This window comes from Corynebacterium sp. HMSC072A02, assembly GCF_001810085.1.
Lineage (GTDB): Bacteria > Actinomycetota > Actinomycetes > Mycobacteriales > Mycobacteriaceae > Corynebacterium > Corynebacterium hesseae.
Genome location: NZ_KV799885.1, coordinates 395 through 23250, shown reverse-complemented (window position 1 = coordinate 23250; position 22856 = coordinate 395). Strand labels below are relative to the sequence as shown.

Below are 22856 nucleotides of genomic sequence, written 5' to 3'. Positions count from 1 at the left end.
GGCCAACTCTACCCTGTGCGTCAACTGGCACCAGCGCCGTGTCTAGAGTAAGGGCATGTCTCACAACCCTGGCCGCCGCGCCCGTCTCCGCACCCGCCATTTCGCCCGCTCTAAAGAAAACTCTCAGGCCTTCGCGTGCCTGACGAGCTATGACTGCATGACCGCCGAAATCTTCGATGAAGCCGGGGTGGATCTCCTGCTCGTCGGCGATTCTCTGGCCAACGTGGTCCTGGGCCGCGAAACCACGCTCTCGCTCACCCTGGATGAGATGATCCCCCTCGCCCGCGCGGTGGTTGCATCGACCTCCCGTGCCTTCGTGGTGGTGGACCTTCCCTTTGGCTCCTATGAGGACGGCCCCTCCCAGGCACTCGAGACCGCGGTGCGCGTCATGAAGGAAACCGGCGCGCAGGCCGTGAAACTGGAGGGCGGTGCGGAGCGCGCACCGATTGTTGCCGCGCTTGTCGCCGCCGGCATCCCGGTCTGCGCCCACATTGGTTTTACGCCCCAGCAGGTCCACGCCTTGGGTGGCTTCGTAGTCCAAGGCCGGGGTGCCGGTGCGGAGAAGCTTCACGACGACGCCCGCGCCCTCGCCGAGGCCGGCGCCTTCGCCGTGGTGCTGGAGATGGTCCCGGCAGCCCTTGCTGAGCAGGTGACCAAGGAGCTGCCTATCCCCACCATTGGCATCGGCGCCGGCGCGCAGACCGACGGTCAGATTCTGGTGTGGACCGATGCCTTCGGCCTGGGTGGTCCCAAGGCGCCGCGTTTTGTGCGCCGCTACGCGAATCTGCGCGGCGCACTGCTGGAGGGCGCGAAGGAGTACGTGTCCGATGTGAACGAACGCTCCTTCCCCAACGCCGAGGAGTCTTTCGAGGACTAATGTTTTGGCCATGCAGATCCTGAAAACTAAATCTGAACTCCGTGCCTTCCGCGCGGCAACGTCCGGCTCCGTGGGCTTGGTGCCCACGATGGGCGCGCTTCACGACGGCCACGCTTCCCTCATTCGCCGCGCCCGCGAAGACAACGACACCGTGGTGTGCTCGGTCTTTGTCAACCCCCTCCAGTTCACAGACCTGGGCGATTGCGAAGACTACCGCGCCTACCCGCGCACTCTCGAGGCGGATGCCGCGCTGCTGGACTCGTTGGGAGTCGATGCGGTCTTCGCCCCCAGCGTGGAGGAGATGTACCCGGGTGGTACCCCGCGGGTGTGGGTGCGCACGGGTGAGATGGGCTCGGTCTTGGAAGGTGCCTCGCGCCCCGGCCACTTCGACGGCGTAGCCACCGTGGTGAGCAAGCTGTTTCACCTTGTCACACCAGACCGCGCTTATTTTGGGCAAAAGGATGCGCAGCAAGTAGCCATCATCCGCCGCCTGGTGGCGGACCTCGACCTGCCGCTGGACATCATCAGCGTGCCCATCGTGCGCGCAACGGATGGCGTGGCCGAGTCCAGCCGCAATGCGCGCCTCAGTGCCGCCGAGCGTGAGCAGGCGGTCGCCCTATCCCAGGCGCTCTTCGCGCTGCAGGATGGCGCCTCGCTCAAAGAAGCCGAGGCCCAGCTCGCCACCTCCCCCGGCGTGACGGTGGATTACCTCACCGTGGTGGACCCCGCCACGCTCGAGCCCGTAGATACACAACACCGGCCCGCCTTGGCGCTGGTTGCAGCGCAGGTGGGGCCGGTGCGACTCATCGATAACTTGGTGCTGGAAGCTTAGCCCTTCAGCAGGTGGGCTACGGCCTCGCGCTCCTCACGCAGCTCCTGCACGGAGGCCTCGATGCGCTCCTTCTGGAAGTCACTAAGCTCCAGGCCTTGGACGATTTCCCACTTTCCGTCGCGGGAGACGGTGGGGAAACCTGCGACGAGCCCCTCGTCCACGCCATAGGAACCATCCGAAACGATGGCGGCGGTGCGCCAATCCTCGGTGCCATGGATCCAATCGTGCATGTGATCCACCGCGGCGGATGCTGCGGAGGCTGCCGAGGAGCGGCCACGCACGGCGATGATCTCGGCGCCGCGCTTGGCCACCTTCGGAATCATCTCCTCCTTGTACCAGGTCTCATCTACCTCGGCGTTGGAGTAGGTCAGGTCCGGGAACTGGGAGGCGGAGTGGTTGCCCCAAACGGCAACCTTGGTCAGCTCCGCGGTGGGCACGCCCGTCTTGAGGGACACCTGGCTCAGCGTGCGGTTGTGGTCCAGACGCATGAGCGCGCTGAACTGGCTCGGGTCCAGGTCCGGAGCACTGTTCGCGGCGATATAGGCGTTGGTGTTGGCCGGGTTACCCACGACGAGGACGCGAACGTCGCGTGCGGCGACGGCGTTCAGCGCCTTGCCCTGCACAGTGAAGATAGCGCCGTTAGCCTCCAACAGGTCAGCGCGCTCCATACCCTTGGTGCGCGGGCGGGAGCCCACGAGGAAAGCGGCCTTGGTGTCCTTGAAGGCCACCTCCGGATCATCGGTGACGGTAATGCCGCGAAGGAGCGGGAAGGCGGAGTCATTAAGTTCCATGGCCACGCCCTCAGCGGCACCAACGGCGTCCGGGATTTCCAGCAATGCGAGTTCAACTGGAGTGTCCTTGCCATAGACATCGCCGGCAGCGATGCGCCACAGCAGGGAGTACGCGATGTTGCCGGCGGCGCCGGTCACGGTGATCTTGACGGGTTGAGAAGCAGTCATGTGTGAATCCTTTCGGCTGGGTACTCACTTCCCCACCCTAGTCCCGTTTTTCGCCCCCATGGGGTGTGATTTTACCCCCGAAAGATGCGAGTTCTTTGCACTTGAACTCCATGGCCGTCTTTTTTCGGCATAGTGGACAACTGTACGCATATTCATCGACTAGACGGGACTTTCCATGAGCACTGAGACTGCAACGGTCGACTCCGGCTCTGTTGAGCACGTGATCGATGTTGCGATAGCGCAGTTTTCTGAGCACGGTTATGCCGATACCAAGCTCGAAACCGTGTCGAAGCTGTCTGGAATGTCCAAGCGCATGATCCATTACTACTTCGGGGATAAAAAGGGCCTCTACCAGCAGGCATTGGCTGCAGCTGCCCAGCGGCTCAACCCTCCGGAGGGCAGCTTGGAAATCAATTCCGCGGTCCCGGTAGAGGGCGTGCGCACTTTGGTGGACTGGATGTTCCGCCAGCACGTGGACAACCCGGAGGCCATCCGGATGCTGACGATGGAGTCCTCTCACAGTGTGCTGGAGTCCTCGCACGCGCTTGTCGACGTTTCAGCGATCTCCCTCCACCTCGACAGGCTGCTTATGCTGGGCCAAGATTCCGGCGCCTTCCGCCCGGGCATTTCTGCGAACGATATCTTCACTCTGATTTCGGCGCTGACGATGTACCGGGTGACAAATCACGCGATGATGAGCAATCTGCTCGACATCGATATGCACACCCACAACAACACCGAGGGTCTGCACCGCATGGCCGTCGATGCCGTGCTGGCCTTCCTCACGGCGAACATCCCCGACATTGGCTTTGAGTCCTACCTCAAGCAGAACGAGACCGAGCTGGAAGCCGAATCCGCGCCCTTGGACGTCTACTCCACCGAGGACGAAGGCGACGTGTCCCGGGACCTCTACGAGTAGAACCCTCTTCCCAGCACCGGGCGAGCAATAAAACCACAGTAAAGGAACCATTTACCCGCCGGCCCGTGCATAATCCCAGGTCACGATCTCGCGCCATAGCTAAATGGTCCCACTCATCTGGTTCCTTTGCCCCCCAGCACGAAGATGGCATCTGACAGACGGCGTTTTTAGGCCTGAAAACGCCTTTTAGACAGCGCAAGAGGCATCTTCAGCCGTGAAGATGCCTCTTATAAGATGCCGTTTAGGCGGATTCCTTCGCCTCATCCGAGTACACGAACTCCGGCTCGCCGCCGTCAGTCACGCAGTCCTGCGTGATGTGGACGCTGGCAATGTCCTCGCGGTCCGGGAGGTCATACATGATGGGAACGAGCAGCTCCTCCATGATGGCGCGCAGGCCACGGGCACCGGTCTTGCGCTCGAGTGCTAGCTCGGCGATTGCCTCCAGCGCCGCATCCTCAAAGTGCAGCTCCGCACCATCCATGCTGAACAGGCGCTGGTACTGCTTGACCAGGGAGTTCTTCGGTTCCACCAATACCTTAACCAGCGATTCGCGGTCCAGGTTGTCCACCGTGGCCACAACTGGCAGGCGGCCGATGAATTCCGGGATGAGGCCGAACTTCACCAAGTCCTCTGGGCGCACCTGGGAGAAGAAGTCGACGGATTCCTTCTCATCCTTGGTCTCCAGCTTGGCGCCGAAGCCCACGCCCTTCTTGCCCACGCGCTCCGAAATCACCTTGTCCAAGCCCGCGAAAGCACCGGCCACGATGAAGAGGATGTTCGTCGTGTCCAGCTGGATGAACTCCTGATTCGGGTGCTTGCGCCCGCCCTGCGGCGGAATGGCCGCCACGGTTCCCTCGAGGATCTTCAGCAGCGCCTGCTGCACGCCCTCACCGGACACATCGCGGGTAATCGAGGGGTTCTCCGACTTGCGGGAGATCTTGTCCACCTCATCGACGTAAATGATGCCGTGCTGCGCGCGCTCCACATCAAAGTCCGCAGCCTGCAGCAGCTTGAGCAGGATGTTCTCAACATCCTCGCCCACGTAACCGGCCTCGGTCAGGCTCGTGGCATCCGCGATGGCAAAGGGGACGTCGAGCAAACGCGCCAGGGTCTGCGCCAGGTAGGTCTTGCCGGAGCCCGTCGGGCCCAGCATCAGGATGTTGGATTTGGCAATCTCCACCTCTTCATCCTGAGTCTTCTTCCGACGGCCCTCCAGGCCGGCGGCTTCCTCAGCCTTGATGCGCTTGTAGTGGTTGTACACAGCCACCGACAACACACGCTTGGCCTGGTCTTGGCCGATGACATACTTATCCAGAAAAGCCGAAATCTCCGAAGGACGCGGAAGGCGCATTTCCTTCTCTTCGTCCGCCTCAGCCTGAGCCGCGCCGAGCTCCTCTTCGATGATTTCGTTGCAGAGCTCGATGCACTCGTCACAGATGTAGACGCCGCCGCCGGCGATAAGCTTCTTCACCTGCTTCTGGCTCTTTCCACAGAAGGAACACTTGAGCAGGTCAGCGCTTTCTTGCATACGTGCCATGAAGGCCTTTCAACTCTTTTCTCTGGGGTTGGGTGGAGCGATTTTACCGCAGTCCATTCCACTCTAGTAAACCACCCAGACCCGAGCGCTATTCCTCGCGCGGCGGCGCGCCACTGAATTTAAAACGGCAGTTAATGGACATAGACAGAGCGGTTCACTAACTTACATCGAAACCTCTCCATCAGCAGAAAGACTTTCATGGACATCCGCGAACTCATCGACCGCTCCCCCATGGGCGCGCGCGCCAGTGGCTCATCATCGCCATCGCCCTCTTCCTCAACACTCTCGACGGCTACGACATGGTGGCCATGGCCTTCGGCGCCGGACCTGTCAGCGAAGAGTTCGCCTTGTCCAATTCCTCCCTAGGCTGGCTCCTCTCCGCCGTGCTTATCGGTATCGGCCTCGGTTCCTTCTTCCTTGCCCCGCTAGCTGACCGCCTCGGGCGCACCACACTGATTACCGTCTCACTCATCATCGACCTCGTCGGCCTCGTTCTCACCGCCCTCGCGCCAACGTTTAGCCTTCTCCTCTTCTTCCGCCTCATCACCGGCATTGGCGTCGGCGGCGTCCTCGTCTGCGTCACCGTCCTCGTCAGCGAGTATTCCAACCTGCGCTTCCGCGGACTGGCCGTCGCCATTTATGCCTCCGGCTACGGCCTTGGTGCATCCTTCTGCGGTGTTATCGCATCAACCTTCGATAGCTGGCAACCCATCTTCTGGGTCGGCGCAACGCTCACCGTCGTGGCCCTTATCCTCACGGTTGCTGTCGTCCCCGAGTCCGCCGACTTCCTCGCCGCCCGCGGCCGCATGGACGCCGTGCGCACCATCACCGCCAAGCTCGGCCTCAAGAGCGAGGTCAGCGTCCGCCCCCGCACCACCCACAAGGCGTCCTACAAGGACCTCATCTCCCCACAGTTCCTGCGCACCTCCATCAAGCTCTGGCTGGCATTCAGCTTCATCATGTTTGCTTACAACTTCACCTCACAGTGGACCCCGAAGCTACTTACCGCCGAGGGCCTGACTGCTCAACAAGGCATCATCGGCGGCATCATGCTCTCCTTCGGCGGGGCTATCGGCGCCATCCTCTTCGGCCTATTCACCACGCGCATCGACGCCCGCCCGCTGCTCATCGCCTTCTGTCTTGTCTCCTCCGTCGTCCTCGTCGGCTTCATCAACTCCACCGCCGTGCCCCCCTCATGTTCGCCCTCGGTGTCGGCGTAGGCCTTAGCCTCAACGCCTGCATTTCCGGCCTCTATACCGTCACCCCGGAGGTCTACCCTTCCGCACTGCGCACCACGGGAACGGGCGCCGCCATCGGCATCGCCCGCGTCGGCGCCACCCTCGCGCCTATCCTGGCCGGCTACCTCCTCGAAACAGGCTGGACCCCGACGGGCCTCTACACCCTCGCTGGTGTTACCGCGGTGCTGGCCGCGCTCTCCCTCATCGGCGTGCGTGCCTACACGGCGACCACAAAGCACAGCACGCCACAACCGGTAGCGGCCTAGGCTGGGGCTCAGAGCCACCCTCAACCGCTAAGGAGCTTCACATGTTCGATCTTCAGGACCAGGTTGCCATCGTCACCGGCGGTGCCGCCGGCATCGGCCGCGGTATCGTCAGTGCCCTGCGCGAGGCCGGCGCGACCGTCATCATCGCTGACCTCAACGAAGAAGCCGCACACAAAACCGCCGAAGAACTCGGCGCGGACGCCCTGCTTGTCGACGTCACCTCGCGCGACTCCGTCCGCACCCTTTATGGGGACGTCGTCAAGCGCTATGGCCGCATCGACATTGTCTGTTCCAACGCCGGTGTCTTCCCCAACTGCCCGCTCGAGGACATGAGCGACGAGCAGTGGGACACCATGTTCGCCATCAACACGCACGGTACCTTCACCGTGGTGCAGGAGGCGCTGCCTTACATGAAGAAGGCGGGCTACGGGCGCATCGTCATCACGACGTCTATCACCGGCTCGCACACCGGTTACCCAGGCTGGGCGCACTACGGCGCTTCGAAGGCCGCGCAGCAGGGCTTCATGCGCTCCGCCGCCCTGGAAGTGGCGCGCGATGGCATCACCATCAATGGAGTTCTACCAGGCAACATCCTCACCGAGGGTTTGGAGGGCCAGGGTCAGGAGTACCTCGACCAGATGGCGCGCTCCATTCCCATGCACCGTTTAGGGTCCCCGCGCGATATCGGCAATGCCGCGGCCTTCCTCACCTCCCGCGAGGCAGGCTACATCACCGGCCAGACCCTCATTATCGACGGCGGCCAGATCCTCCCCGAGTCCCCCGAGGCCATCCTGCCGCCCTACGAAGCCTAGGCATGACCGAAGCCCCGCTATCTACTAGACAGCGGGGCTTTAAGCTTGCTCACTTAGGCGTTGAGCTTGCGGTAATCAAAGACGGTATCGATGAGACCGTATTCGACGGCTTCCTGCGCGGTGAGGATCTTGTCGCGGTCGGTATCGATGCGCACCTGCTCTGCGGTGCGGCCGGTGTGCTCGGCCAGGGTCTCTTCCATGAGGCGGCGCATGCGCTCGATCTCGTTGGCCTCGATCTCAAGGTCAGAGACCTGGCCCTGCGTGCCCTGCGTGCGCGGCTGGTGAATCAGCACGCGAGAGTTCGGCAGAGCGGCGCGCTTACCCGGGGCGCCAGCGGCCAACAAGACGGCTGCTGCGGACGCGGCTTGGCCCAAGCAGACGGTTTGCACGTCCGGGCGAACGTAGCGCATGGTGTCGTAGATAGCCATCAGCGCGGTGAAGGAGCCACCCGGGGAGTTGATGTACATCGTAATGTCGCGATCCGGATCCTGGGATTCCAGGACCAGCAGCTGCGCCATGATGTCGTTGGCGGAGGTGTCATCGACCTGGGTGCCCAGGAAGATGATGCGCTCTTCAAAGAGCTTGGAATACGGGTTGGTGGTCTTCGATCCCTGTGCGTTCTGCTCAATGAACTCCGGCAGAACGTAGCGGGAAGAAGGCATCTGAAGGTTCGACATAGTGATAAAGCTCCTTGTTCCCTAGTTGGTGATAGGACCGTTGACGGACTCGATGACGTGGTCGACGATGCCGTATTCCTTGGCCTGCTGGGCGGTAAACCAGCGGTCGCGGTCCGAATCCTTGGTGATTTGCTCGAAGGTCTGGCCAGTGTGCTCAGCGATGAGCTCAGCCATCTCACGCTTGGTCTGCGCGAACTGCTCAGCCTGGATGGCGATATCTGCAGCGGTACCACCCACACCAGCGGAAGGCTGGTGCATCATGATGCGGGCGTGCGGCAGCGCGTAGCGCTTGCCCTTGGTGCCACCAGACAGGAGGAACTGGCCCATCGAAGCAGCCAGGCCCATGCCATAGGTAGCCACATCGCACGGCGAGTACTTCATCGTGTCGTAGATTGCCATGCCCGCGGTAACGGAGCCACCCGGCGAGTTGATATAAAGCGAAATATCGCGCGTGGGGTCCTCTGCAGACAGCAGGAGGATCTGGGCGCACAGTTTGTTGGCAATCTCATCATCCACCTGGGTTCCCAGGAAGATAATGCGCTCGCGCAGCAGGCGCTCATACACGCTATCGCTCAGATTCATACCCGTAGACGACGAGTTCATTGAAATCTTCTCAGACATTAATGGTTCTCCTTCAAGTGAAGAATGCTTTAACTGGCCCCACCTTACCGGCATTCCTCTCAAACTTGGCCTCTGTTCGCTATGAGCGTTGGGGCGCAGCACCAAAGGCGCATACGGAAGCTGGGTTAACATTTGCTCATGTCTGTTTCCGAGCTATCCACCAGTACCCAGAACTATTTGAAAGCAATCTGGGGGCTAAAGGAATGGTCGTCCGAGCCCGTTACCGCCACACTTATAGCGAAACAGTTGGGACTCAAGCTCTCCTCGGTTTCCGATGCAGTGCGCAAAATGTCGAAGCAAGGGCTCGTGTCACACACGCCCTATGGCTCTGTGGAGTTAACCGAACTTGGCAGGCAGTACGCATTGGTCATGGTGCGCCGCCACCGATTGCTTGAGTCTTTTTTGGTTCAAGCATTGGACTACACGTGGGACGAAGTCCATAATGAAGCCGAAAATCTCGAACACGCGGTGTCCGACATGCTCATAGAACGTGTAGATAAGTTCCTTAATTACCCCACTAGGGATCCGCACGGCGATCCTATCCCTACGGTTGATGGACAGATCACAATCCCCAGTGCGCACCGTCTCACCGACAGCGGTGCGCAACCGCAAGTGACCGTGGAACGCATTTCTGATTCCGACCCACAACTGCTGAAGTTCCTTGAAGAGCGCGGCATTGTCACAGGGGCTGTTCTTAGCACGCGCGAGGGAGCGCCCTTTTCAGATTCTCTCGAAATACAGGTGGCCGGCAGCACTCAGTGGGTAGTGCTTGGACGCCCAGCTACCGACGCAGTGTTTGTAGCACACCACAGCCGTTAGACCTTCCCCTTTGCATTAATCCTACTCTCACCTGCCCTTTTCAAAACTACGTTGGGCCGTAGTTGCAACTACGCCATTGCGTAGTTAGTCTTTTCGAATATCACCTATCCCACTTATGGCTAAGGCCAGGATGAGCAGGATTGCTATGTCAGACTCACCAGATTTGGTGTATTTTTCTAGCGTTTCAGAAAACACAAAAAGATTCGTCGAACGCTTAGATAGACCCGCGGTGCGCATTCCACTGCGCCCCAAGAAAACCGGGATGATCCAGGTTTCACACCCGTACGTACTCATCGTTCCCACCTACGGCGGAGGCTCGCTCAAACGCGCAGTCCCCAAACAGGTCATCGACTTCCTCAATGACCCAATCAACCGCTCCTTTATCCGGGGCGTTATTACCTCAGGGAATACCAACTTCGGAAGTGCTTACTGCGTCGCCGGACGCATCATTTCCGCCAAGTGCCACGTACCGGAGCTGTATCACTTCGAGCTTCTCGGCACCCAGAAGGACATTGCCGCCGTAAAGCAGGGCCTTCAAAAGTTTTGGGAGCAGCAAAAGCAGCTAACGATGACACCCCATTAATCCCCCACAAGATGAAGAACACATCCGCATCACACAGATTGGACAACACAATGTGGCCTCTTGATGCCACCCCCACACAGACTATTGGCGCTACGCCCCGCACTGCTTCAGCAGACAATGCCGGCGGTGTCGGCAAGCGCAAAAGCTACCACGCACTCAACGCGCAGCTGAACTTGTTCGACGCTTCTGGAAAAATCCAGTTTGACAAGGACATTCAGGCAGCACAAGACTATGTCACGCACCATGTCGCTCCCCGCATGCATCAGTTCGATTCCACCAAGCAACGCTTGGAATGGTTGGTTGATAACGAGTACTACGAGCGGGATTTCCTTGAGCTTTATGATGACGCCTTTCTGTGCGCCATGTACGACAGAGCACATCAAGCTAAGCACCAGTTCCGCACCTTCCTCGGCGCATTTAAGTTCTTTACTTCATATGCACTGAAAACCTTTGATGGCTCCCGATTCCTAGAAGGCTACGAAGAACGTGTCGCCACCACAGCTTTATACCTTGCACAGGGCGACGAAGAGCTCGCAGAAAAGCTGGTGGATGACATCATGACCGGACGCTTCCAGCCCGCCACCCCTACTTTTCTCAACGCAGGCAAAGCCCAGCGCGGCGAAATGGTCTCCTGCTTCCTCCTGCGAATCGAAGACAATCTGGAGAGCATTGGCCGCAGCGTGAACTCTGCACTGCAACTATCAAAGCGCGGTGGTGGAGTGGCCTTGTTGCTGAGCAATCTGCGCGAATCCGGAGCCCCGATCAAAAAGATTGAGAACCAGGCTTCCGGAGTAGTCCCAGTCATGAAAATTCTCGAAGATAGCTTCAGCTATGCCAACCAATTGGGCGCCCGGCAGGGCGCTGGAGCCGTCTACCTGCATGCGCACCATCCAGATATTCTTCGCTTCCTGGATACCAAGCGGGAAAATGCCGATGAGAAAGTCCGCATCAAGACTCTTTCGCTGGGGGTTGTTATTCCAGATATAACCTTCCGGCTGGCCAAAGAGAACAAGGATATGCATCTTTTTAGCCCGTATGACATCGCTCGCGAGTACGGCGTAGCCATGTCTGACATGTCCATCACCGAGTACTACGACGAGTTGGTTGCCAATCCGCGAATTTCTCACACGACCATTAAAGCCCGCGAGTTTTTCACCACGCTGGCTGAGCTTCAGTTTGAATCCGGATACCCCTACATCCTCTTTGAGGATACGGTCAACCGCGCTAATCCCCTCAAAGGACATATCAATATGTCCAATCTGTGTAGTGAAATCCTCCAGGTCAACACGCCCTCGACCTACGGAGCTTCGGGTGACTACACCACCGTCGGCCAGGATATTTCCTGCAATCTAGGTTCCCTCAACATAGCGAAGGCTTTTGAATCACCGAACTTCGGGGAGACCGTCGAAACCGCGGTGCGTGCCCTCACGAAGGTTTCAGACCTGACGAATATCGAAGCTGTTCCTTCCATCGCTCACGGAAATGCTTCCATGCATGCCATTGGTCTGGGCCAAATGAATCTCCACGGCTTCCTTGCTTCACAGCGTATTCCTTATGGCTGCGCCGAGGCACTGGACTTTACAAATATCTATTTCCTCACGGTGACCTACCATGCGCTCCGCGCATCCCATGCACTCGCGGTTGAAAAAGGTCAACGATTCACAGGCTTCGAAGAATCCACCTATGCCACTGGCGCCTACTTTGACAAATACATCGACCAAGACTGGGCGCCAGCCACTGAACACGTAAAACAGCTCTTCCATGAAGCAGGCGTGCAGATTCCTCAACGCGAGGATTGGCTACGGCTCAAGAAACAAGTGATGCAAGACGGCATCTACAACGCCTACTTGCAGGCAGTTCCACCCACTGGATCAATTTCCTACATCAATGACTCCACCGCGTCCATCCACCCGATTGCCTCCAAAATTGAAATACGCAAGGAAGGCCGCTTGGGGCGCGTGTACTACCCCGCGCCGGAAATGACCAACGACAACCTGGAGTATTTCGATGACTCCTACGCCGTGGGATACAAAAAAATCATCGACACCTACGCCATGGCCACCCAACACGTGGACCAAGGACTTTCCCTGACCTTGTTCTTTACCGCTGATACGACCACGCGAGACATCAACAAGGCACAAATCTATGCCTGGAAAGCCGGAATCAAGACCTTGTACTACATCCGTTTACGCCAACCTGCACTCCAGGGAACCGAGGTCGAAGGCTGCGTTTCCTGTGCTCTGTAGGAACACGGTCCTCCCCTTGTCTACAACCATTCACTCAGAAAGAAGGAAGCTATGTCTTCAACATCGAACAGTGCTGAACTAACCAGCATTTCAGTTACCCCGCCGAGCTACCGGCATGATCCTTCAGCCCGCATCCGCGCCATCAATTGGAACCGGGTGAGCGATGACAAGGATCTTGAAGTGTGGAACCGTCTCACCGCCAATTTTTGGTTGCCAGAGAAGGTCCCGCTTTCTAATGATCTCCCGGCGTGGCAGAAGATGACGCCCGAGGAACGCAACCTCACCATGCGGGTGTTCACGGGACTCACCACCCTGGATACTGTCCAGGCCACTGTGGGAGAAATCTGTCAGATTCAAGATGCCCGCACCGAACACGAGGAGGCCGTGTATACCAACATCGCCTTCATGCAGTCAGTCCATGCCCGTTCTTACTCTTCAGTGTTTTCTACCCTGAGCAGTACAAAGGAAATTGATGAAGCATACCGCTGGGCGGTGAATAATGACCTTCTCCAGGCACGCGCCAAGAAAGTGCTCGAGCACTATTTTGGGCCGGATCCACTCAAACGCAAGGTGTCATCGACGCTGCTTTCCTCATTGCTTCTCTACGCGGGTTTCTATCTTCCCTTGCACTTTTCTGTCCACGCCACCCTGACAAATACGGCAGACATGATTCGCCTCATTCTGCGTGACAAGGCAGTGCACGGCTACTACTCGGGCTACAAGTACCAGCGCGGTTTGGAATCCACGACCCCGCTACGGCAGAAGGAAATGCATGATTTCACTATTTCCTTGCTCGAAGAGCTTTATGCCCTAGAGCTGGATTATTCCGGCGAGCTATATGAGCCGTTGGGGCTCATGGATGATGTAGCTGTATTCGTTCGCTATAACGCCAATAAGGCGCTCATGAATTTGGGCTACCCGGACTACTTCCCACCTGAAGAAACGGAAGTGAACCCGGAAATCCTCGCTGCCCTAGCGCCCGGAGCAGATGAAAACCATGACTTCTTCTCTGGATCTGGTTCCTCCTATGTCATTGGTACTGCTGAAGAAACGAGTGATGATGACTGGGATTTCTAAACCGTTTCCACGACCAGACCAAGGAAGCTGGCTTGAGACCATCGCGCTGTTTGAAGCCATCCGCGAAGGAAACCAACCAGCAGCCATGCGGCTTTTGGATACGTCCGCCGCACGGGAGGCCGTCCTCGGAGGACTGTTAGGACTCATCGAACTGTACTTCCGCCATGAAGAAGAAGACAAAGTGGATAACTTTCTTACTGCCGCCCACGCCGCCGGGCCACCGCCTGCCTTTGGCTGCAAGCCTTTTCTCCCTTGACCACACGTACCTACGCCCAACTAAGAAGAAAGGACTTCCTATGACCACCCCACGCATTAGTGTTATCGTCGGCAGCCTGCGCCGCGGCTCATTTGCGCGCAAGATTGCACACGAAGTGCTCACAATGATCCCTGAAAACTACCAGGCAGACATCGTTGAAATCCGTGACTTGCCGCTCTATGACTTCGACTACGATGACCCCGCCGTCACGGACAAGCCCACTCCGGCTGAGTACACCACCTTTCGCGAGACCATCAAGAACTCGAGCGGGATCCTCTTCATTACGCCAGAGAACAACCGCACTATCCCTGCCTGCCTCAAGAACGCAGTGGACATCGGCTCTAAGCCCAACTCAGATGTGGCGTGGAAGAACCTTCCCGCAGGTATCATTAGCCACTCTGTAGGCCGTATGGGCGGCTACAGTTCACAGAAGAACCTTCGCCTCGCCCTGTCCTACTTCGATATGCCGCTTCCGGGTCAGCCCGAAGTATTTCTGGGTCAATCCCCCACCCTTTTCGAAGAGTCCGGACATCTCAATGAACGCACCGCAGACTTTGTCAAGGATTACGTTATGCGCTTCCTGCAGCTAACCGACAAGGCCTTTAGAGCCACGAACGGCTAGCGGTATCCCCAGCCAACACCCATCACGCCCTCTACGAAGTACTCAAAGACTCCTAGAGGGCGTTCACAATGACACAAACCCCGGATTCAGGCTCATCCTTGAGTTACCTGAATCCGGGGTTTCACGCGCGCTCGCCACCACACATGTGGCAGCGGCGTTTTACAAGCGGGAGATTACTTCTCCTCGGAAGCCTCAGCCTCGTCCTCATCGATCTCACCGAAGTACTGGTCAACATCAACCTTGTTGCCAGCCTCGTCGGTGACCTCGGCGCGGCAGATAGCCATAGCCAGGGCCTTGCCGCGGCGCACGTCAGAGAACAGGTTGCCCAGCTGGTTGCTGGACTGCAGCTGCTGGATGAACTGGTTCGGGTCCATGCCGTAGGACTGGGCGGTGAAGAGGATGTGGTCGGTCAGCTCCTGCTGGGACACCTCCGGCTCCTCAACCTCAGCGAGTGCGTCCAAGAAGAGCTGGGTGCGCACGGATTCCTCAGCGGACTTGCGAGCGTCAGCGTCGAACTCCTCGCGAGTGGTGCCCTGCGCCTCAAGCAGCTGAGCCAGAGCCTTCTCGTCGTGAGCCAGCTGACCCATGACCTGGTGCAGCTGGGCGTGGACCTGCTCGTCCACCACGGAGGCGGGGAGCTCAAAGTCAACGTCGGCAAGCGCGGCCTTGAGGACCTCATCGCGGATGGCGGCAGCCTGCTCGGACTTCTTGGACTCCTCGACACGGGTCTTGGTGTCCTCGCGCAGCTCGTCAATGGTGTCGAACTCGGAGGCCATCTGTGCGAACTCGTCGTCGAGATCCGGCAGCTTGCGCTCCTTGGTCTGCTGGACGTGGACCTTCACGGTGGCCTCGTCGCCCTCGTGCTCACCGGACTGGATGGTGGTGGTGAACTCGTTGTCCTCGTCGGTCTTCATGCCGCGCAGAGCGGTGTCGAGGCCCTTGATCAGGTTGTCGTCGCCGATGCGGTAGGTCATGCCCTCGTGGGAAGCCTCATCCAGCTTGGTGCCGTCAACCTCGGTGGTGATGTCGATGATGGCGTAGTCACCAGTCTTCATCTTGCGCTTGGTGTCCTTGAGCTCACCGAAGCGGGAAGCCAGGTCCTCGAGCGCCTTGTCGACGTCCTCTTCGGAGGTCTCCAGTGCCGGCACCTTAACGGAAATCTTGGAGAAGTCCGGCACCTCGAACTCAGGGCGGATATCTACCTCAGCGGTGAACTCGACGAAGTCGTTGTCCTCCAGCTTGGCAATGTCGATCTCCGGCTGACCAATGACCTTGAGATCGTTTTCGGTAACAGCCTGCTCGTAGCGGGACGGCAGCATGTCGTTGACTACCTGCTCGAGGATGGGGCCACGACCAAAGCGGGCGTCGATAAGCTGGCGCGGAGCCTTGCCCTTACGGAAGCCCGGGATGGAAACCTGCTGCGCGATCGCCGCGTAGGCCTGAGCGATTTCCTTGTCCAACTCAGCGAACGGAACGTTGACGGTGAGCTTGACGCGGGTATCGCTCAGCTTGTCTACGGTGGTCTTCACGAGAAACTCTCCTGATTGTGATCGTCTAAAAATGTAATGAAGGGGCCTGGATGCGTGTCCAGGCCCCCATACGTCGGGGCGACAGGATTTGAACCTGCGACCCCCTGCTCCCAAAGCAGGTGCGCTACCAAGCTGCGCCACGCCCCGTATGGAAAGCCTCTGCGCCCGGAAGCTCCGAACGCAGCTGCGCTTCATACTGGGGCTAGTGTACCGATAGCCGCTTGACTATCCCAACACCGGCCCCATTTTATGTTCATTTATGCATGTCAAAGGATGTTTCACCGCTTAGAAGTCGAAGTCGAAATCAAACATTCCGCCATCGCCTCCGTCGCCACCAAAGAGGCCATCGAAGAAGCCACCATCGTCGCCTCCCCCGGCATCGCCAGAGCCCATATCACCGGCTCCGTCCAGGGCACCGCCGTCCATGCCTTCAGCGCCGCCGAGGTCTCCACCCCAGTCGCCGCTTTCAGCCGCCGCGGCGGAGTAGCCGACGCCGGACATGCCCGCGAACATGGCGTTGAACATCATGGAGTAACCCACCATCCACACGCCGGTGGTCAACGCATCAGCCCACCACGGGCGCGAGTACCAACCGGCCGGGACCGGGCGCCCAGCCACGACACCGCCCGGGTAGTAGTTCGGGGTTTGTGCAGATGCGCTTGGCGACGCCGTCAGCGTCTCCCCGTTCGCTTCTACCGTGCGGGTCTCCGTCACCTTGCCGGCCTGGCGCTGGCCCTCCAGCGGTGGCAGCTCCGGGCCCGAATCCATGCCCATAATCTCGCGCGCGGCTGCCACATAGTAGAGCCCCTCCAGTGCAGATTCGCGCGCCAGGTGCGCCTGCTTCGCGGTCGTTGCCTGGGAGATTGCCGAATTTGCTGCGGTAAAACGTTCGGAGGCATCCGCCATGGCCTGCTGGGAGGCAGTATCGGTACCGCTTAAGTTCATCACCTGACCACCCAGGCGCTCGGTCCACCGGCGGGCATCCGCCATGGCGTCCTCAAAACGCTGGGATTCTCGCAGCTCCTGCTGCTTCTTCCCGTTACGCGAGGACAGGAACCATGCGCCGCCACCGACGACGAGGATAAGGAGCAATAACGAGCTCACGAAAGCACCACTTTCATTTCAGAGTTGAATTGCGTGTCGAACTATGTGTTGTTTTGCTTGTACGCCTACCCAAACTAACGCGTTTTACCCCGCTTAAGTTCCCATTTTTCTTTCAGCGCCCGCGTGCGCTAAAGTAGTCCGCACGCCGATTCAACAGCTTTCAACGTTGAGACTTTCAAAGTCAAGACTTTGAAATTTGAAGATTGCCGGTTGTGGGAATGTCGTATAGTGGCTAATACCTCAGCCTTCCAAGCTGAAGACGCGGGTTCGATTCCCGTCATTCCCTCCAAGAAAAAGCCGCGCTAACCACCTAATTTCGGTAGTTGGTGCGGTTTTAATCGTTTTCTGCACGGATGACCAAGCTCTGCGTAGAGTGGGCCGCATGACTGTACCTAATATCAAATTGCACGATGGAAACTCCATCCCGCAGCTCGGCTTCGGCGTCTTCAAGGTTGACCCCGACAAGACCGAAGAGCTGGTCCTCAAAGCCCTCAAGGTGGGCTACCGCCACATCGATACCGCTGCCATCTACGGCAACGAGGACGGCGTGGGCCGCGCGATTGCCAAGTCCGGCATCCCGCGCGAGGAGCTGTTCATCACCACGAAGCTGTGGAATGACCGCCAGACTGACGCAGCCGCGGCCCTCGACGAATCTTTAGAGAAGCTGGGGCTCGACTACGTCGACCTCTACCTTATCCACTGGCCCTGTCCGGACAACGGCCACTACGTCGAGGCATGGAAGCAGCTCATCGAGCTGAAGAAGGCCGGCAAGGCAAAGTCCATCGGTGTCTCCAACTTCGAACTTGAGCACTTGGACCAGCTGGAAACCCAGACTGATGAAACCCCCGTGGTCAACCAGGTAGAGCTGCACCCCTACCTGCAGCGCTGGCGCGAGCTCGATGCCTTCCGCGCCCACCAGGTGCATATCGAAGCCTGGGGCCCACTAGGCCAGGGCAAGACGGATCTCTTCGAGCAGCCGGAAATCACCGAGCCCGCCGAGAAATACGGCGTCTCCCCCGCTCAGGTGATCATCCGCTGGCACCTACAAAATGGCGTCATCGTGTTCCCGAAGTCCGAAAACCCGGAGCGCATCGCGCAGAACTTCGATGTATTCGGCTTTGAGCTTGATGATTCCGAGATGGCCGCCATCACCGTTCTCGACCTTGGGGAAGAGGGCCGCGGCGGCACTCACCCCAAGGACATGAACTAAGCCTCCGGAAGCTCCGGCGGAATGTTGGTGCGCTCGTACTCGGCAAGAATGTCGATGCGGCGCTGGTGGCGCTCAGCACGGGACCATTCCTGATCAAGGAAAGCGTCCACGATGGCGAGTGCCTCCTCCTCAGAGTGCATGCGGCCACCGATGCCGATGAGCTGGGCATTGTTGTGCTCGCGGGCCAGGCGTGCGGTCTCCGGCGACCACGCCAGGGCGCAGCGCGCGCCCTTCACCTTGTTAGCGGCGATCTGCTCGCCGTTGCCGGAACCACCCAGCACGATGCCGAGCGAGCCCGGATCGTTGACGGTCCGCAGCGCGGCCTCAATGCAAAAAGCCGGGTAATCATCCTCGGCGTCGTACTCATGGGCACCGCAGTCAATGACGTCGTGGCCCTGTTTCTTCAGGTGTTCGGCGATGACGTTCTTCGTCTCGAACCCTGCGTGGTCTGCTCCTAAATAAACGCGCATGGCCCACATCTTAGCGGTCAGCGGGCACGCCCGCCGACCCGTTTTAGCAATACCTCAAAATTGATATGGTGGGGCACGTCTACTCCCCTAGGAAGGACCCCGCTATGCCCATGACCACACGCGTCTGCTTTCTTTACGTCGGCGCAATCCTTGTCGGCGCAGGTTTATTCGCCGCCGGTTTCTTCACCGACAACGTCTTCATCCTGCCACTTCTCTTGGCAGCAGTGATGACGCTGGCCCACCTCGGCGTGGGTCTGTGGTGGCTCCTGCATAAGCCACGCACCGCCGGCGGAATCACCGCCGGCGTCCTAGCGATACTTGCGGGCGCTTCGTGGGCCACGTGGCTAGCCGCCGAGTGGGAGGAATACCAGGCGCAGAGCTATCTGCCCATCATTAACATCGCGGGACTTCCCGCTTTCGTGCTCACCCCTATCGTCCTGGTCTGCGTCATCGTGGCGGCAATGCGCAACCGCACGCGTTAAACCTGGGGTTCTTCGGTGCGGGAGCGCTTGAGCTCGAAGAAGTACGGGAACTGGGCGAGGCGCACGGAGGCATCGAAAAGCTCGCCAGCTTCCTCGCCGGTGGGAACGCGGGTAATGACAGGGCCGAAGAAGGCGGTATCGCCGAACTTCACCACCGGGGTGCCGACCTCATCGCCGACCTCAGAAATGCCGCGGTTGTGGAACTCGGTGAGCTTGTCATCCATCTCTTCGGTGTTGGCCACGGAGGCGAAGGTGGCGGGGAGGGAGGCGTCGTCAAGCGCCTGCTTGATGATGTCGTCGTAGGCTCCGTAACCCTTCTTGCCGCCCTGCCCCTCCGTGTGGATGCGGGTGCCCACGGCGGTGTAGAAGGCGTCGACCTTGTCCGGGGCCTCCACGGCAATCTTGGCCGCCACGCGGGCAGGGCCCCAGTTGGCCTCCATCATCTTCATGTACTCCGGGTCCAGGTCACGGCCCTTGTTGAGCACGGACAGGGACATCGGCTCAAAAGTCACCTCGATATCGCGGACCTTCTCCACCTCCTTAATCCAGCGCGAGGTCAGCCATGCGAAGGGGCATGAGCAGTCGAACCAGAACGTCACTTGTTGAGCCACGGTAAATCTCCTTTGTTTCTGTGGTCTTTGGCACCCCACCCTAGGCGTGTGACTACGCTGGTGCAGAGACTTTAGGTACAGAGAAAGAGGAGATGCAGTTTATGACCTCGATTAACCTCACCCGCGAGGAAGCCCAGCAGCGCTCCGACATGGTGGAGGTAAGCCACTACGACGTCGCCTTGGACCTCACCGGAGAGGAGTATTTCACCTCCACCACGGTGGTGAAGTTCCGAGTTAAGAAGGCCGGTTCTACGTTTATTGACTTGCGCGGTGACGAGCTTCTCGAGGTCCGCCTCAACGGCGCTCCCCTGCCCACCAGCGCTTATGACCCGACGTACGGGATCCCGCTGTCGGGTTTGCAGGTGGCGGAGTATGAGCTGAAGGTCGTGGCGAAGATTCGTTACTCCCGCACCGGCGAGGGCCTGCACCGCTTCGTTGACCCGGTCGACGGCGAGGCTTACCTCTACACCCAGTTCGAGACTGCCGACGCCAAGCGCGTCTTCGCCTGCTTTGACCAGCCGGATTTGAAGGCTACGTACTCGCTAGCTTTTGAGGTTCCGGCGCACTGGACCGTGATTACGAACTCCCCCATCACGCGTTCGGGCAATACCGTGCGCGCGGCGGTGGACTACCCGCTGTCGACCTACCTGATTGCCCTGTGTGCGGGCCCGTATGTGGGCGTGACGGATACGTGGACCGGCACCTTGGCGGAGCACCCGGAGGGCTCACCGGCTAAGTCCGTGGAGGTGCCGCTGGGCATTTACTGCCGCCCCTCGCTACTGGAATCGCTCGACGCCGAGCGCTTGTTCACGGAGACCAAGCAGGGCTTTGATTTCTACCACCGCAACTTCGGCTTTGCCTACCCCTTTGGCAAGTATGACCAGATTTTCGTGCCGGAATTCAACGCCGGCGCGATGGAGAACGCCGGCTGCGTGACCATTCGCGATGAATACGTCTTTACGTCGCAAGCCTCGCACTACAAGTATGAGCGCCGTGCAGACACCATCCTGCACGAGCTGGCGCACATGTGGTTCGGCGACTTGGTGACCATGCAATGGTGGGATGACCTGTGGCTCAACGAGTCCTTTGCTACCTGGTCGGCGGCGATTTCCCAGGCGGAGGAAACCCAGTACGACACCGCGTGGGTGACCTTTGCCAACGTGGAGAAAGCCTGGGCCTACCAGCAGGATCAGCTGCCCACCACGCACCCGATTTCCACGGATGCCTCCGATATTGAGACCGTGGAGCAGAACTTCGACGGCATCACCTACGCCAAGGGGGCCTCGGTGCTCAAGCAGCTGCAGGCCTACGTGGGCCGTGAGAACTTCTTCGCCGGGGTGCGCCGCCACTTCCAGGAGCACCAGTGGTCGAACGCCACGTTCGGGGATCTGCTGCGCCACTTGGAGGAGGCCTCGGGCCGCGACCTGTCCTTCTGGGCGCAGCAGTGGTTGAAGACTTCAGGAGTCAACACGCTGGGCATGGCATTGGCGACGGACGAGTCCGGCACCATTACTCAGGCCTATCTCACCCAGCGCGGCGATACTCTGCGCACGCACCGCGTCGCTGTCGGCGTCTACGCCCTGCAGGGTGAGAAGGTGGTGCGCACCGAGCGCATCGAGATGGATATCGATGGCGCTTCCACCGAGATTCCGGAACTCATCGGCCGCAAGCAGGCGGACATCGACTTCGTGCTGCCTAACGACGATGACCTGACTTACTGCCTCATCGAGCTGGATGCGGGTTCCCTGCAGTTCCTGTTGGAGAATATCGACAAGTTCGAAGATCCCATGGCCCGCACTCTGTGTTGGTCCACCGCGTGGGAAATGACCCGTGCGGGCTCGATGCGCGCCCGCGATTTCGTGGCGCTCGTGGCCCGCGGTGCGGCGGCGGAGACCGAGCTCGCCGTGCTGGAGCGCATCCTCTCCCAGGCCGCTATGGCCCAGTCCACCTACGCCGACCCGGAGTGGGCAAAGGAGGACACACAGCTTGCCGACGCCCTCCTTGACGGCGCCCGCTCCGAAAACGCCGAGCGCTCCATCGTCTTCACCCAGGCGCTGGCCGGCATCAAGCTTCACGACGCCTCCCGCGCCTTCTTCCAGGAGCTCCTTAAGACCTCCTCGGATGCGGGCCTGCGCTGGAAGGCGCTCACCGCGCTCATCGCCGATGGCTCGCTTGCCGACGTCACCGGCCCCGAGGCCGCCGGCGCCGCCATGACGGCGGTGGCTGAGGAACTCAAGCGCGATAACACCGCGACGGGCTACCAGGCCTCACTTAAAGCGTTGGCCGCGGTTAATACCGAGGACAACAAGCGCGCGGTGTGGGACGAGATTGTCGCCGGTGAACTGGGCAACCGCGACTTGGAGTCGAAGCTAGCGGGCCTGACTTTCGTGGGTTCCGATGAACTCCTGCCGAGTACTGAGTTCTTCGACGTGGCGGAAAAGATTTGGTCCGCGCAGTCCAACGAGATTGCCTTGACCACGGTGACCGGGTTGTTCCCGCGCTGGGATGTCAGCCAGGAGACCCTCGACCGCGCCGACGAATTCCTCTCTCGCGACCTAGCCGGTGGCCTGCGCCGCACGGTGACCGAGCAGCGTGACCGCCTCGCCCGCGCCCTGCGCAACCGCGCCGTCGACCGCGGTTAGCACACGCGTCTAGCCCCTCCCCTGAGGGGCTTTTCTCATGCCAACTCCACGCCCACAGCCACCTTCCCCACCCATGGTGCTCATTCCTCCATTTTCGGGTTGGCCTTTCCCACACCACCTGAGCTGGGTGTTTCTTCGCTCCGGTTGCGGGGCCCACGGTGCTGTTTTAGTCTCTGTGCCCATGGGGGATATCGAAACCTACATCCGCCTACGCAATTCGGGGATTGCGCTGGTGGAAAACATTCCTGGCTCACCCGATGAGCTCCGCACGCTCGGAGCTTCTGCTTCCGATGCCACTGAGCTTGCACGCCTTAACCAGGTTTATTTCGGCCCCACCCGCTTTAGCGGCAAACAACGCAAAGCCCGCCACGCAGCACTTCAACAACGCCACAGCCTAGGCACCCTCACACTCATCGAGTCCTACACCGCAAAAGTCAAGAAAACCCTCGACGCCTGGAACCTCAGAA

At 59.6% G+C, this 22856-nt stretch carries 23 protein-coding genes, 2 tRNA genes and 1 pseudogene; 17 read left to right on the top strand and 9 right to left on the bottom strand.

The genetic code is table 11. From position 1 onward, the window contains the following. The first annotated feature begins 55 nt into the window (after window positions 1-55). Both panB and panC read left to right on the top strand, forming a co-directional pair. Entirely contained in the window at window positions 56-877 is an 822-nt protein-coding gene (panB, locus tag HMPREF2698_RS12450) for a 3-methyl-2-oxobutanoate hydroxymethyltransferase (protein ID WP_070565123.1), read from the top strand. A gap of 10 nt (window positions 878-887) precedes the next feature. Continuing rightward, a complete protein-coding gene (gene panC, locus HMPREF2698_RS12445; RefSeq protein ID WP_070565120.1) occupies window positions 888-1709 on the top strand; it encodes a pantoate--beta-alanine ligase in 822 nt (273 codons plus the stop codon). On the opposite strand, the gene HMPREF2698_RS12440 is transcribed toward panC, so the two are convergent. Further along, window positions 1706-2668 (bottom strand): malate dehydrogenase, encoded by a 963-nt coding sequence (locus tag HMPREF2698_RS12440; RefSeq protein WP_070530427.1) that lies wholly within the window; start codon window positions 2666-2668, stop codon window positions 1706-1708. The two genes, panC and HMPREF2698_RS12440, sit on opposite strands and share 4 nt — an antisense overlap. Before the next feature lie 175 nt (window positions 2669-2843). Here HMPREF2698_RS12440 and HMPREF2698_RS12435 point away from each other — a divergent pair, with 175 nt between their 5' ends. Continuing rightward, window positions 2844-3587, top strand: coding sequence for a TetR/AcrR family transcriptional regulator (locus HMPREF2698_RS12435; protein ID WP_070519465.1), 744 nt, complete (start codon window positions 2844-2846; stop codon window positions 3585-3587). Between the two features lie 241 nt (window positions 3588-3828). Here the strand turns inward: HMPREF2698_RS12435 and clpX are convergent, their stop codons facing one another. Further along, window positions 3829-5124 carry an ATP-dependent Clp protease ATP-binding subunit ClpX gene (gene clpX / locus HMPREF2698_RS12430; RefSeq protein ID WP_070565117.1) on the bottom strand — a complete coding sequence of 432 codons (1296 nt, stop codon included), beginning with the start codon at window positions 5122-5124 and terminating at the stop codon, window positions 3829-3831. A 299-nt stretch (window positions 5125-5423) separates the two neighbouring features. Here clpX and HMPREF2698_RS12425 point away from each other — a divergent pair, with 299 nt between their 5' ends. From HMPREF2698_RS12425 to fabG, 3 genes are read left to right on the top strand one after another with little or no spacing between them, the layout of a single operon-like run. Further along, window positions 5424-6344, top strand: coding sequence for an MFS transporter (locus tag HMPREF2698_RS12425; RefSeq protein ID WP_246819476.1), 921 nt, complete (start codon window positions 5424-5426; stop codon window positions 6342-6344). Then, a complete protein-coding gene (locus tag HMPREF2698_RS13675) occupies window positions 6320-6628 on the top strand; it encodes an MFS transporter (protein WP_246819475.1) in 309 nt (102 codons plus the stop codon). Before HMPREF2698_RS12425 ends, HMPREF2698_RS13675 begins: the two co-directional genes overlap by 25 nt. 41 nt (window positions 6629-6669) lie before the next feature. Continuing rightward, window positions 6670-7440 (top strand): 3-oxoacyl-ACP reductase FabG, encoded by a 771-nt coding sequence (gene fabG / locus HMPREF2698_RS12420; RefSeq protein ID WP_070565114.1) that lies wholly within the window; start codon window positions 6670-6672, stop codon window positions 7438-7440. Window positions 7441-7493: 53 nt separating this feature from the next. Here the strand turns inward: fabG and HMPREF2698_RS12415 are convergent, their stop codons facing one another. Both HMPREF2698_RS12415 and HMPREF2698_RS12410 read right to left on the bottom strand, forming a co-directional pair. After that, window positions 7494-8117, bottom strand: a complete 624-nt coding sequence (locus HMPREF2698_RS12415) for an ATP-dependent Clp protease proteolytic subunit (protein WP_070447792.1) — start codon at window positions 8115-8117, stop codon at window positions 7494-7496. A gap of 21 nt (window positions 8118-8138) precedes the next feature. Beyond that, a complete protein-coding gene (locus HMPREF2698_RS12410) occupies window positions 8139-8738 on the bottom strand; it encodes an ATP-dependent Clp protease proteolytic subunit (RefSeq protein WP_010190917.1) in 600 nt (199 codons plus the stop codon). Window positions 8739-8876: 138 nt separating this feature from the next. Between HMPREF2698_RS12410 and HMPREF2698_RS12405 the strand changes: the two genes are divergently transcribed. The 6 genes from HMPREF2698_RS12405 to HMPREF2698_RS12385 all read left to right on the top strand — a co-directional run bounded on the left by HMPREF2698_RS12405 (window position 8877) and on the right by HMPREF2698_RS12385 (window position 14341). Next, window positions 8877-9557 carry a metal-dependent transcriptional regulator gene (locus HMPREF2698_RS12405; RefSeq protein ID WP_010190918.1) on the top strand — a complete coding sequence of 227 codons (681 nt, stop codon included), beginning with the start codon at window positions 8877-8879 and terminating at the stop codon, window positions 9555-9557. A 115-nt stretch (window positions 9558-9672) separates the two neighbouring features. Next, entirely contained in the window at window positions 9673-10140 is a 468-nt protein-coding gene (gene nrdI / locus HMPREF2698_RS12400; RefSeq protein WP_005324049.1) for a class Ib ribonucleoside-diphosphate reductase assembly flavoprotein NrdI, read from the top strand. A gap of 50 nt (window positions 10141-10190) precedes the next feature. Continuing rightward, window positions 10191-12386, top strand: coding sequence for a class 1b ribonucleoside-diphosphate reductase subunit alpha (gene nrdE / locus HMPREF2698_RS12395; protein ID WP_070565111.1), 2196 nt, complete (start codon window positions 10191-10193; stop codon window positions 12384-12386). Between the two features lie 51 nt (window positions 12387-12437). Beyond that, a complete protein-coding gene (gene nrdF / locus HMPREF2698_RS12390) occupies window positions 12438-13463 on the top strand; it encodes a class 1b ribonucleoside-diphosphate reductase subunit beta (protein ID WP_083303852.1) in 1026 nt (341 codons plus the stop codon). Then, window positions 13447-13719, top strand: coding sequence for a hypothetical protein (locus HMPREF2698_RS13320; protein WP_168164035.1), 273 nt, complete (start codon window positions 13447-13449; stop codon window positions 13717-13719). The genes nrdF and HMPREF2698_RS13320 overlap by 17 nt, the downstream gene beginning before the upstream one ends. A gap of 40 nt (window positions 13720-13759) precedes the next feature. Continuing rightward, entirely contained in the window at window positions 13760-14341 is a 582-nt protein-coding gene (locus tag HMPREF2698_RS12385; RefSeq protein WP_070530414.1) for an NADPH-dependent FMN reductase, read from the top strand. Window positions 14342-14514: 173 nt separating this feature from the next. On the opposite strand, the gene tig is transcribed toward HMPREF2698_RS12385, so the two are convergent. The 3 genes from tig to HMPREF2698_RS12370 all read right to left on the bottom strand — a co-directional run bounded on the left by tig (window position 14515) and on the right by HMPREF2698_RS12370 (window position 16974). Further along, window positions 14515-15870 (bottom strand): trigger factor, encoded by a 1356-nt coding sequence (tig, locus tag HMPREF2698_RS12380; protein ID WP_070524649.1) that lies wholly within the window; start codon window positions 15868-15870, stop codon window positions 14515-14517. A 73-nt stretch (window positions 15871-15943) separates the two neighbouring features. Next, window positions 15944-16017, bottom strand: a tRNA-Pro gene (locus HMPREF2698_RS12375). A gap of 138 nt (window positions 16018-16155) precedes the next feature. Beyond that, window positions 16156-16974, bottom strand: a complete 819-nt coding sequence (locus HMPREF2698_RS12370) for a hypothetical protein (protein WP_070565108.1) — start codon at window positions 16972-16974, stop codon at window positions 16156-16158. A gap of 214 nt (window positions 16975-17188) precedes the next feature. On the opposite strand from HMPREF2698_RS12370, the gene HMPREF2698_RS12365 reads away from it, so the two are divergent. Together HMPREF2698_RS12365 and HMPREF2698_RS12360 are read left to right on the top strand one after the other, a co-directional pair. Then, window positions 17189-17263 (top strand) — tRNA-Gly (locus HMPREF2698_RS12365). A 93-nt stretch (window positions 17264-17356) separates the two neighbouring features. Next, window positions 17357-18184, top strand: a complete 828-nt coding sequence (locus HMPREF2698_RS12360) for an aldo/keto reductase (RefSeq protein WP_070565105.1) — start codon at window positions 17357-17359, stop codon at window positions 18182-18184. Here the strand turns inward: HMPREF2698_RS12360 and HMPREF2698_RS12355 are convergent. Then, complete coding sequence (locus HMPREF2698_RS12355; protein ID WP_010191143.1) at window positions 18181-18654, bottom strand: ribose-5-phosphate isomerase; 474 nt, start codon at window positions 18652-18654, stop codon at window positions 18181-18183. The two genes, HMPREF2698_RS12360 and HMPREF2698_RS12355, sit on opposite strands and share 4 nt — an antisense overlap. Window positions 18655-18764: 110 nt before the next feature. Between HMPREF2698_RS12355 and HMPREF2698_RS12350 the strand changes: the two genes are divergently transcribed. Further along, a complete protein-coding gene (locus HMPREF2698_RS12350) occupies window positions 18765-19136 on the top strand; it encodes a hypothetical protein (RefSeq protein ID WP_070565211.1) in 372 nt (123 codons plus the stop codon). On the opposite strand, the gene HMPREF2698_RS12345 is transcribed toward HMPREF2698_RS12350, so the two are convergent. Beyond that, window positions 19133-19747 (bottom strand): mycothiol-dependent nitroreductase Rv2466c family protein, encoded by a 615-nt coding sequence (locus HMPREF2698_RS12345; protein ID WP_070565102.1) that lies wholly within the window; start codon window positions 19745-19747, stop codon window positions 19133-19135. The two genes, HMPREF2698_RS12350 and HMPREF2698_RS12345, sit on opposite strands and share 4 nt — an antisense overlap. A 101-nt stretch (window positions 19748-19848) precedes the next feature. Here HMPREF2698_RS12345 and pepN point away from each other — a divergent pair, with 101 nt between their 5' ends. Then, window positions 19849-22389 carry an aminopeptidase N gene (gene pepN, locus HMPREF2698_RS12340; RefSeq protein ID WP_070565208.1) on the top strand — a complete coding sequence of 847 codons (2541 nt, stop codon included), beginning with the start codon at window positions 19849-19851 and terminating at the stop codon, window positions 22387-22389. A gap of 181 nt (window positions 22390-22570) precedes the next feature. Continuing rightward, window positions 22571-22856: pseudogene (locus HMPREF2698_RS12335) on the top strand (HNH endonuclease); the annotation flags it as partial.

Coding starts and splice junctions, on each gene's coding strand:
- HMPREF2698_RS12355 (WP_010191143.1), bottom strand. CDS start 18,654: ATGCGCGTTTATTTAGGAGCAGACCACGCAGGGTTCGAGACGAAGAAC.
- clpX (WP_070565117.1), bottom strand. CDS start 5,124: ATGGCACGTATGCAAGAAAGCGCTGACCTGCTCAAGTGTTCCTTCTGT.
- HMPREF2698_RS12410 (WP_010190917.1), bottom strand. CDS start 8,738: ATGTCTGAGAAGATTTCAATGAACTCGTCGTCTACGGGTATGAATCTG.
- HMPREF2698_RS12415 (WP_070447792.1), bottom strand. CDS start 8,117: ATGTCGAACCTTCAGATGCCTTCTTCCCGCTACGTTCTGCCGGAGTTC.
- HMPREF2698_RS12405 (WP_010190918.1), top strand. CDS start 8,877: ATGTCTGTTTCCGAGCTATCCACCAGTACCCAGAACTATTTGAAAGCA.
- HMPREF2698_RS12350 (WP_070565211.1), top strand. CDS start 18,765: ATGACCACACGCGTCTGCTTTCTTTACGTCGGCGCAATCCTTGTCGGC.
- panB (WP_070565123.1), top strand. CDS start 56: ATGTCTCACAACCCTGGCCGCCGCGCCCGTCTCCGCACCCGCCATTTC.
- nrdE (WP_070565111.1), top strand. CDS start 10,191: ATGTGGCCTCTTGATGCCACCCCCACACAGACTATTGGCGCTACGCCC.
- HMPREF2698_RS12385 (WP_070530414.1), top strand. CDS start 13,760: ATGACCACCCCACGCATTAGTGTTATCGTCGGCAGCCTGCGCCGCGGC.
- HMPREF2698_RS13675 (WP_246819475.1), top strand. CDS start 6,320: ATGTTCGCCCTCGGTGTCGGCGTAGGCCTTAGCCTCAACGCCTGCATT.
- fabG (WP_070565114.1), top strand. CDS start 6,670: ATGTTCGATCTTCAGGACCAGGTTGCCATCGTCACCGGCGGTGCCGCC.
- panC (WP_070565120.1), top strand. CDS start 888: ATGCAGATCCTGAAAACTAAATCTGAACTCCGTGCCTTCCGCGCGGCA.
- HMPREF2698_RS13320 (WP_168164035.1), top strand. CDS start 13,447: ATGACTGGGATTTCTAAACCGTTTCCACGACCAGACCAAGGAAGCTGG.
- nrdI (WP_005324049.1), top strand. CDS start 9,673: ATGGCTAAGGCCAGGATGAGCAGGATTGCTATGTCAGACTCACCAGAT.
- HMPREF2698_RS12360 (WP_070565105.1), top strand. CDS start 17,357: ATGACTGTACCTAATATCAAATTGCACGATGGAAACTCCATCCCGCAG.
- HMPREF2698_RS12425 (WP_246819476.1), top strand. CDS start 5,424: ATGGTGGCCATGGCCTTCGGCGCCGGACCTGTCAGCGAAGAGTTCGCC.
- HMPREF2698_RS12440 (WP_070530427.1), bottom strand. CDS start 2,668: ATGACTGCTTCTCAACCCGTCAAGATCACCGTGACCGGCGCCGCCGGC.
- HMPREF2698_RS12435 (WP_070519465.1), top strand. CDS start 2,844: ATGAGCACTGAGACTGCAACGGTCGACTCCGGCTCTGTTGAGCACGTG.
- pepN (WP_070565208.1), top strand. CDS start 19,849: ATGACCTCGATTAACCTCACCCGCGAGGAAGCCCAGCAGCGCTCCGAC.
- nrdF (WP_083303852.1), top strand. CDS start 12,438: ATGTCTTCAACATCGAACAGTGCTGAACTAACCAGCATTTCAGTTACC.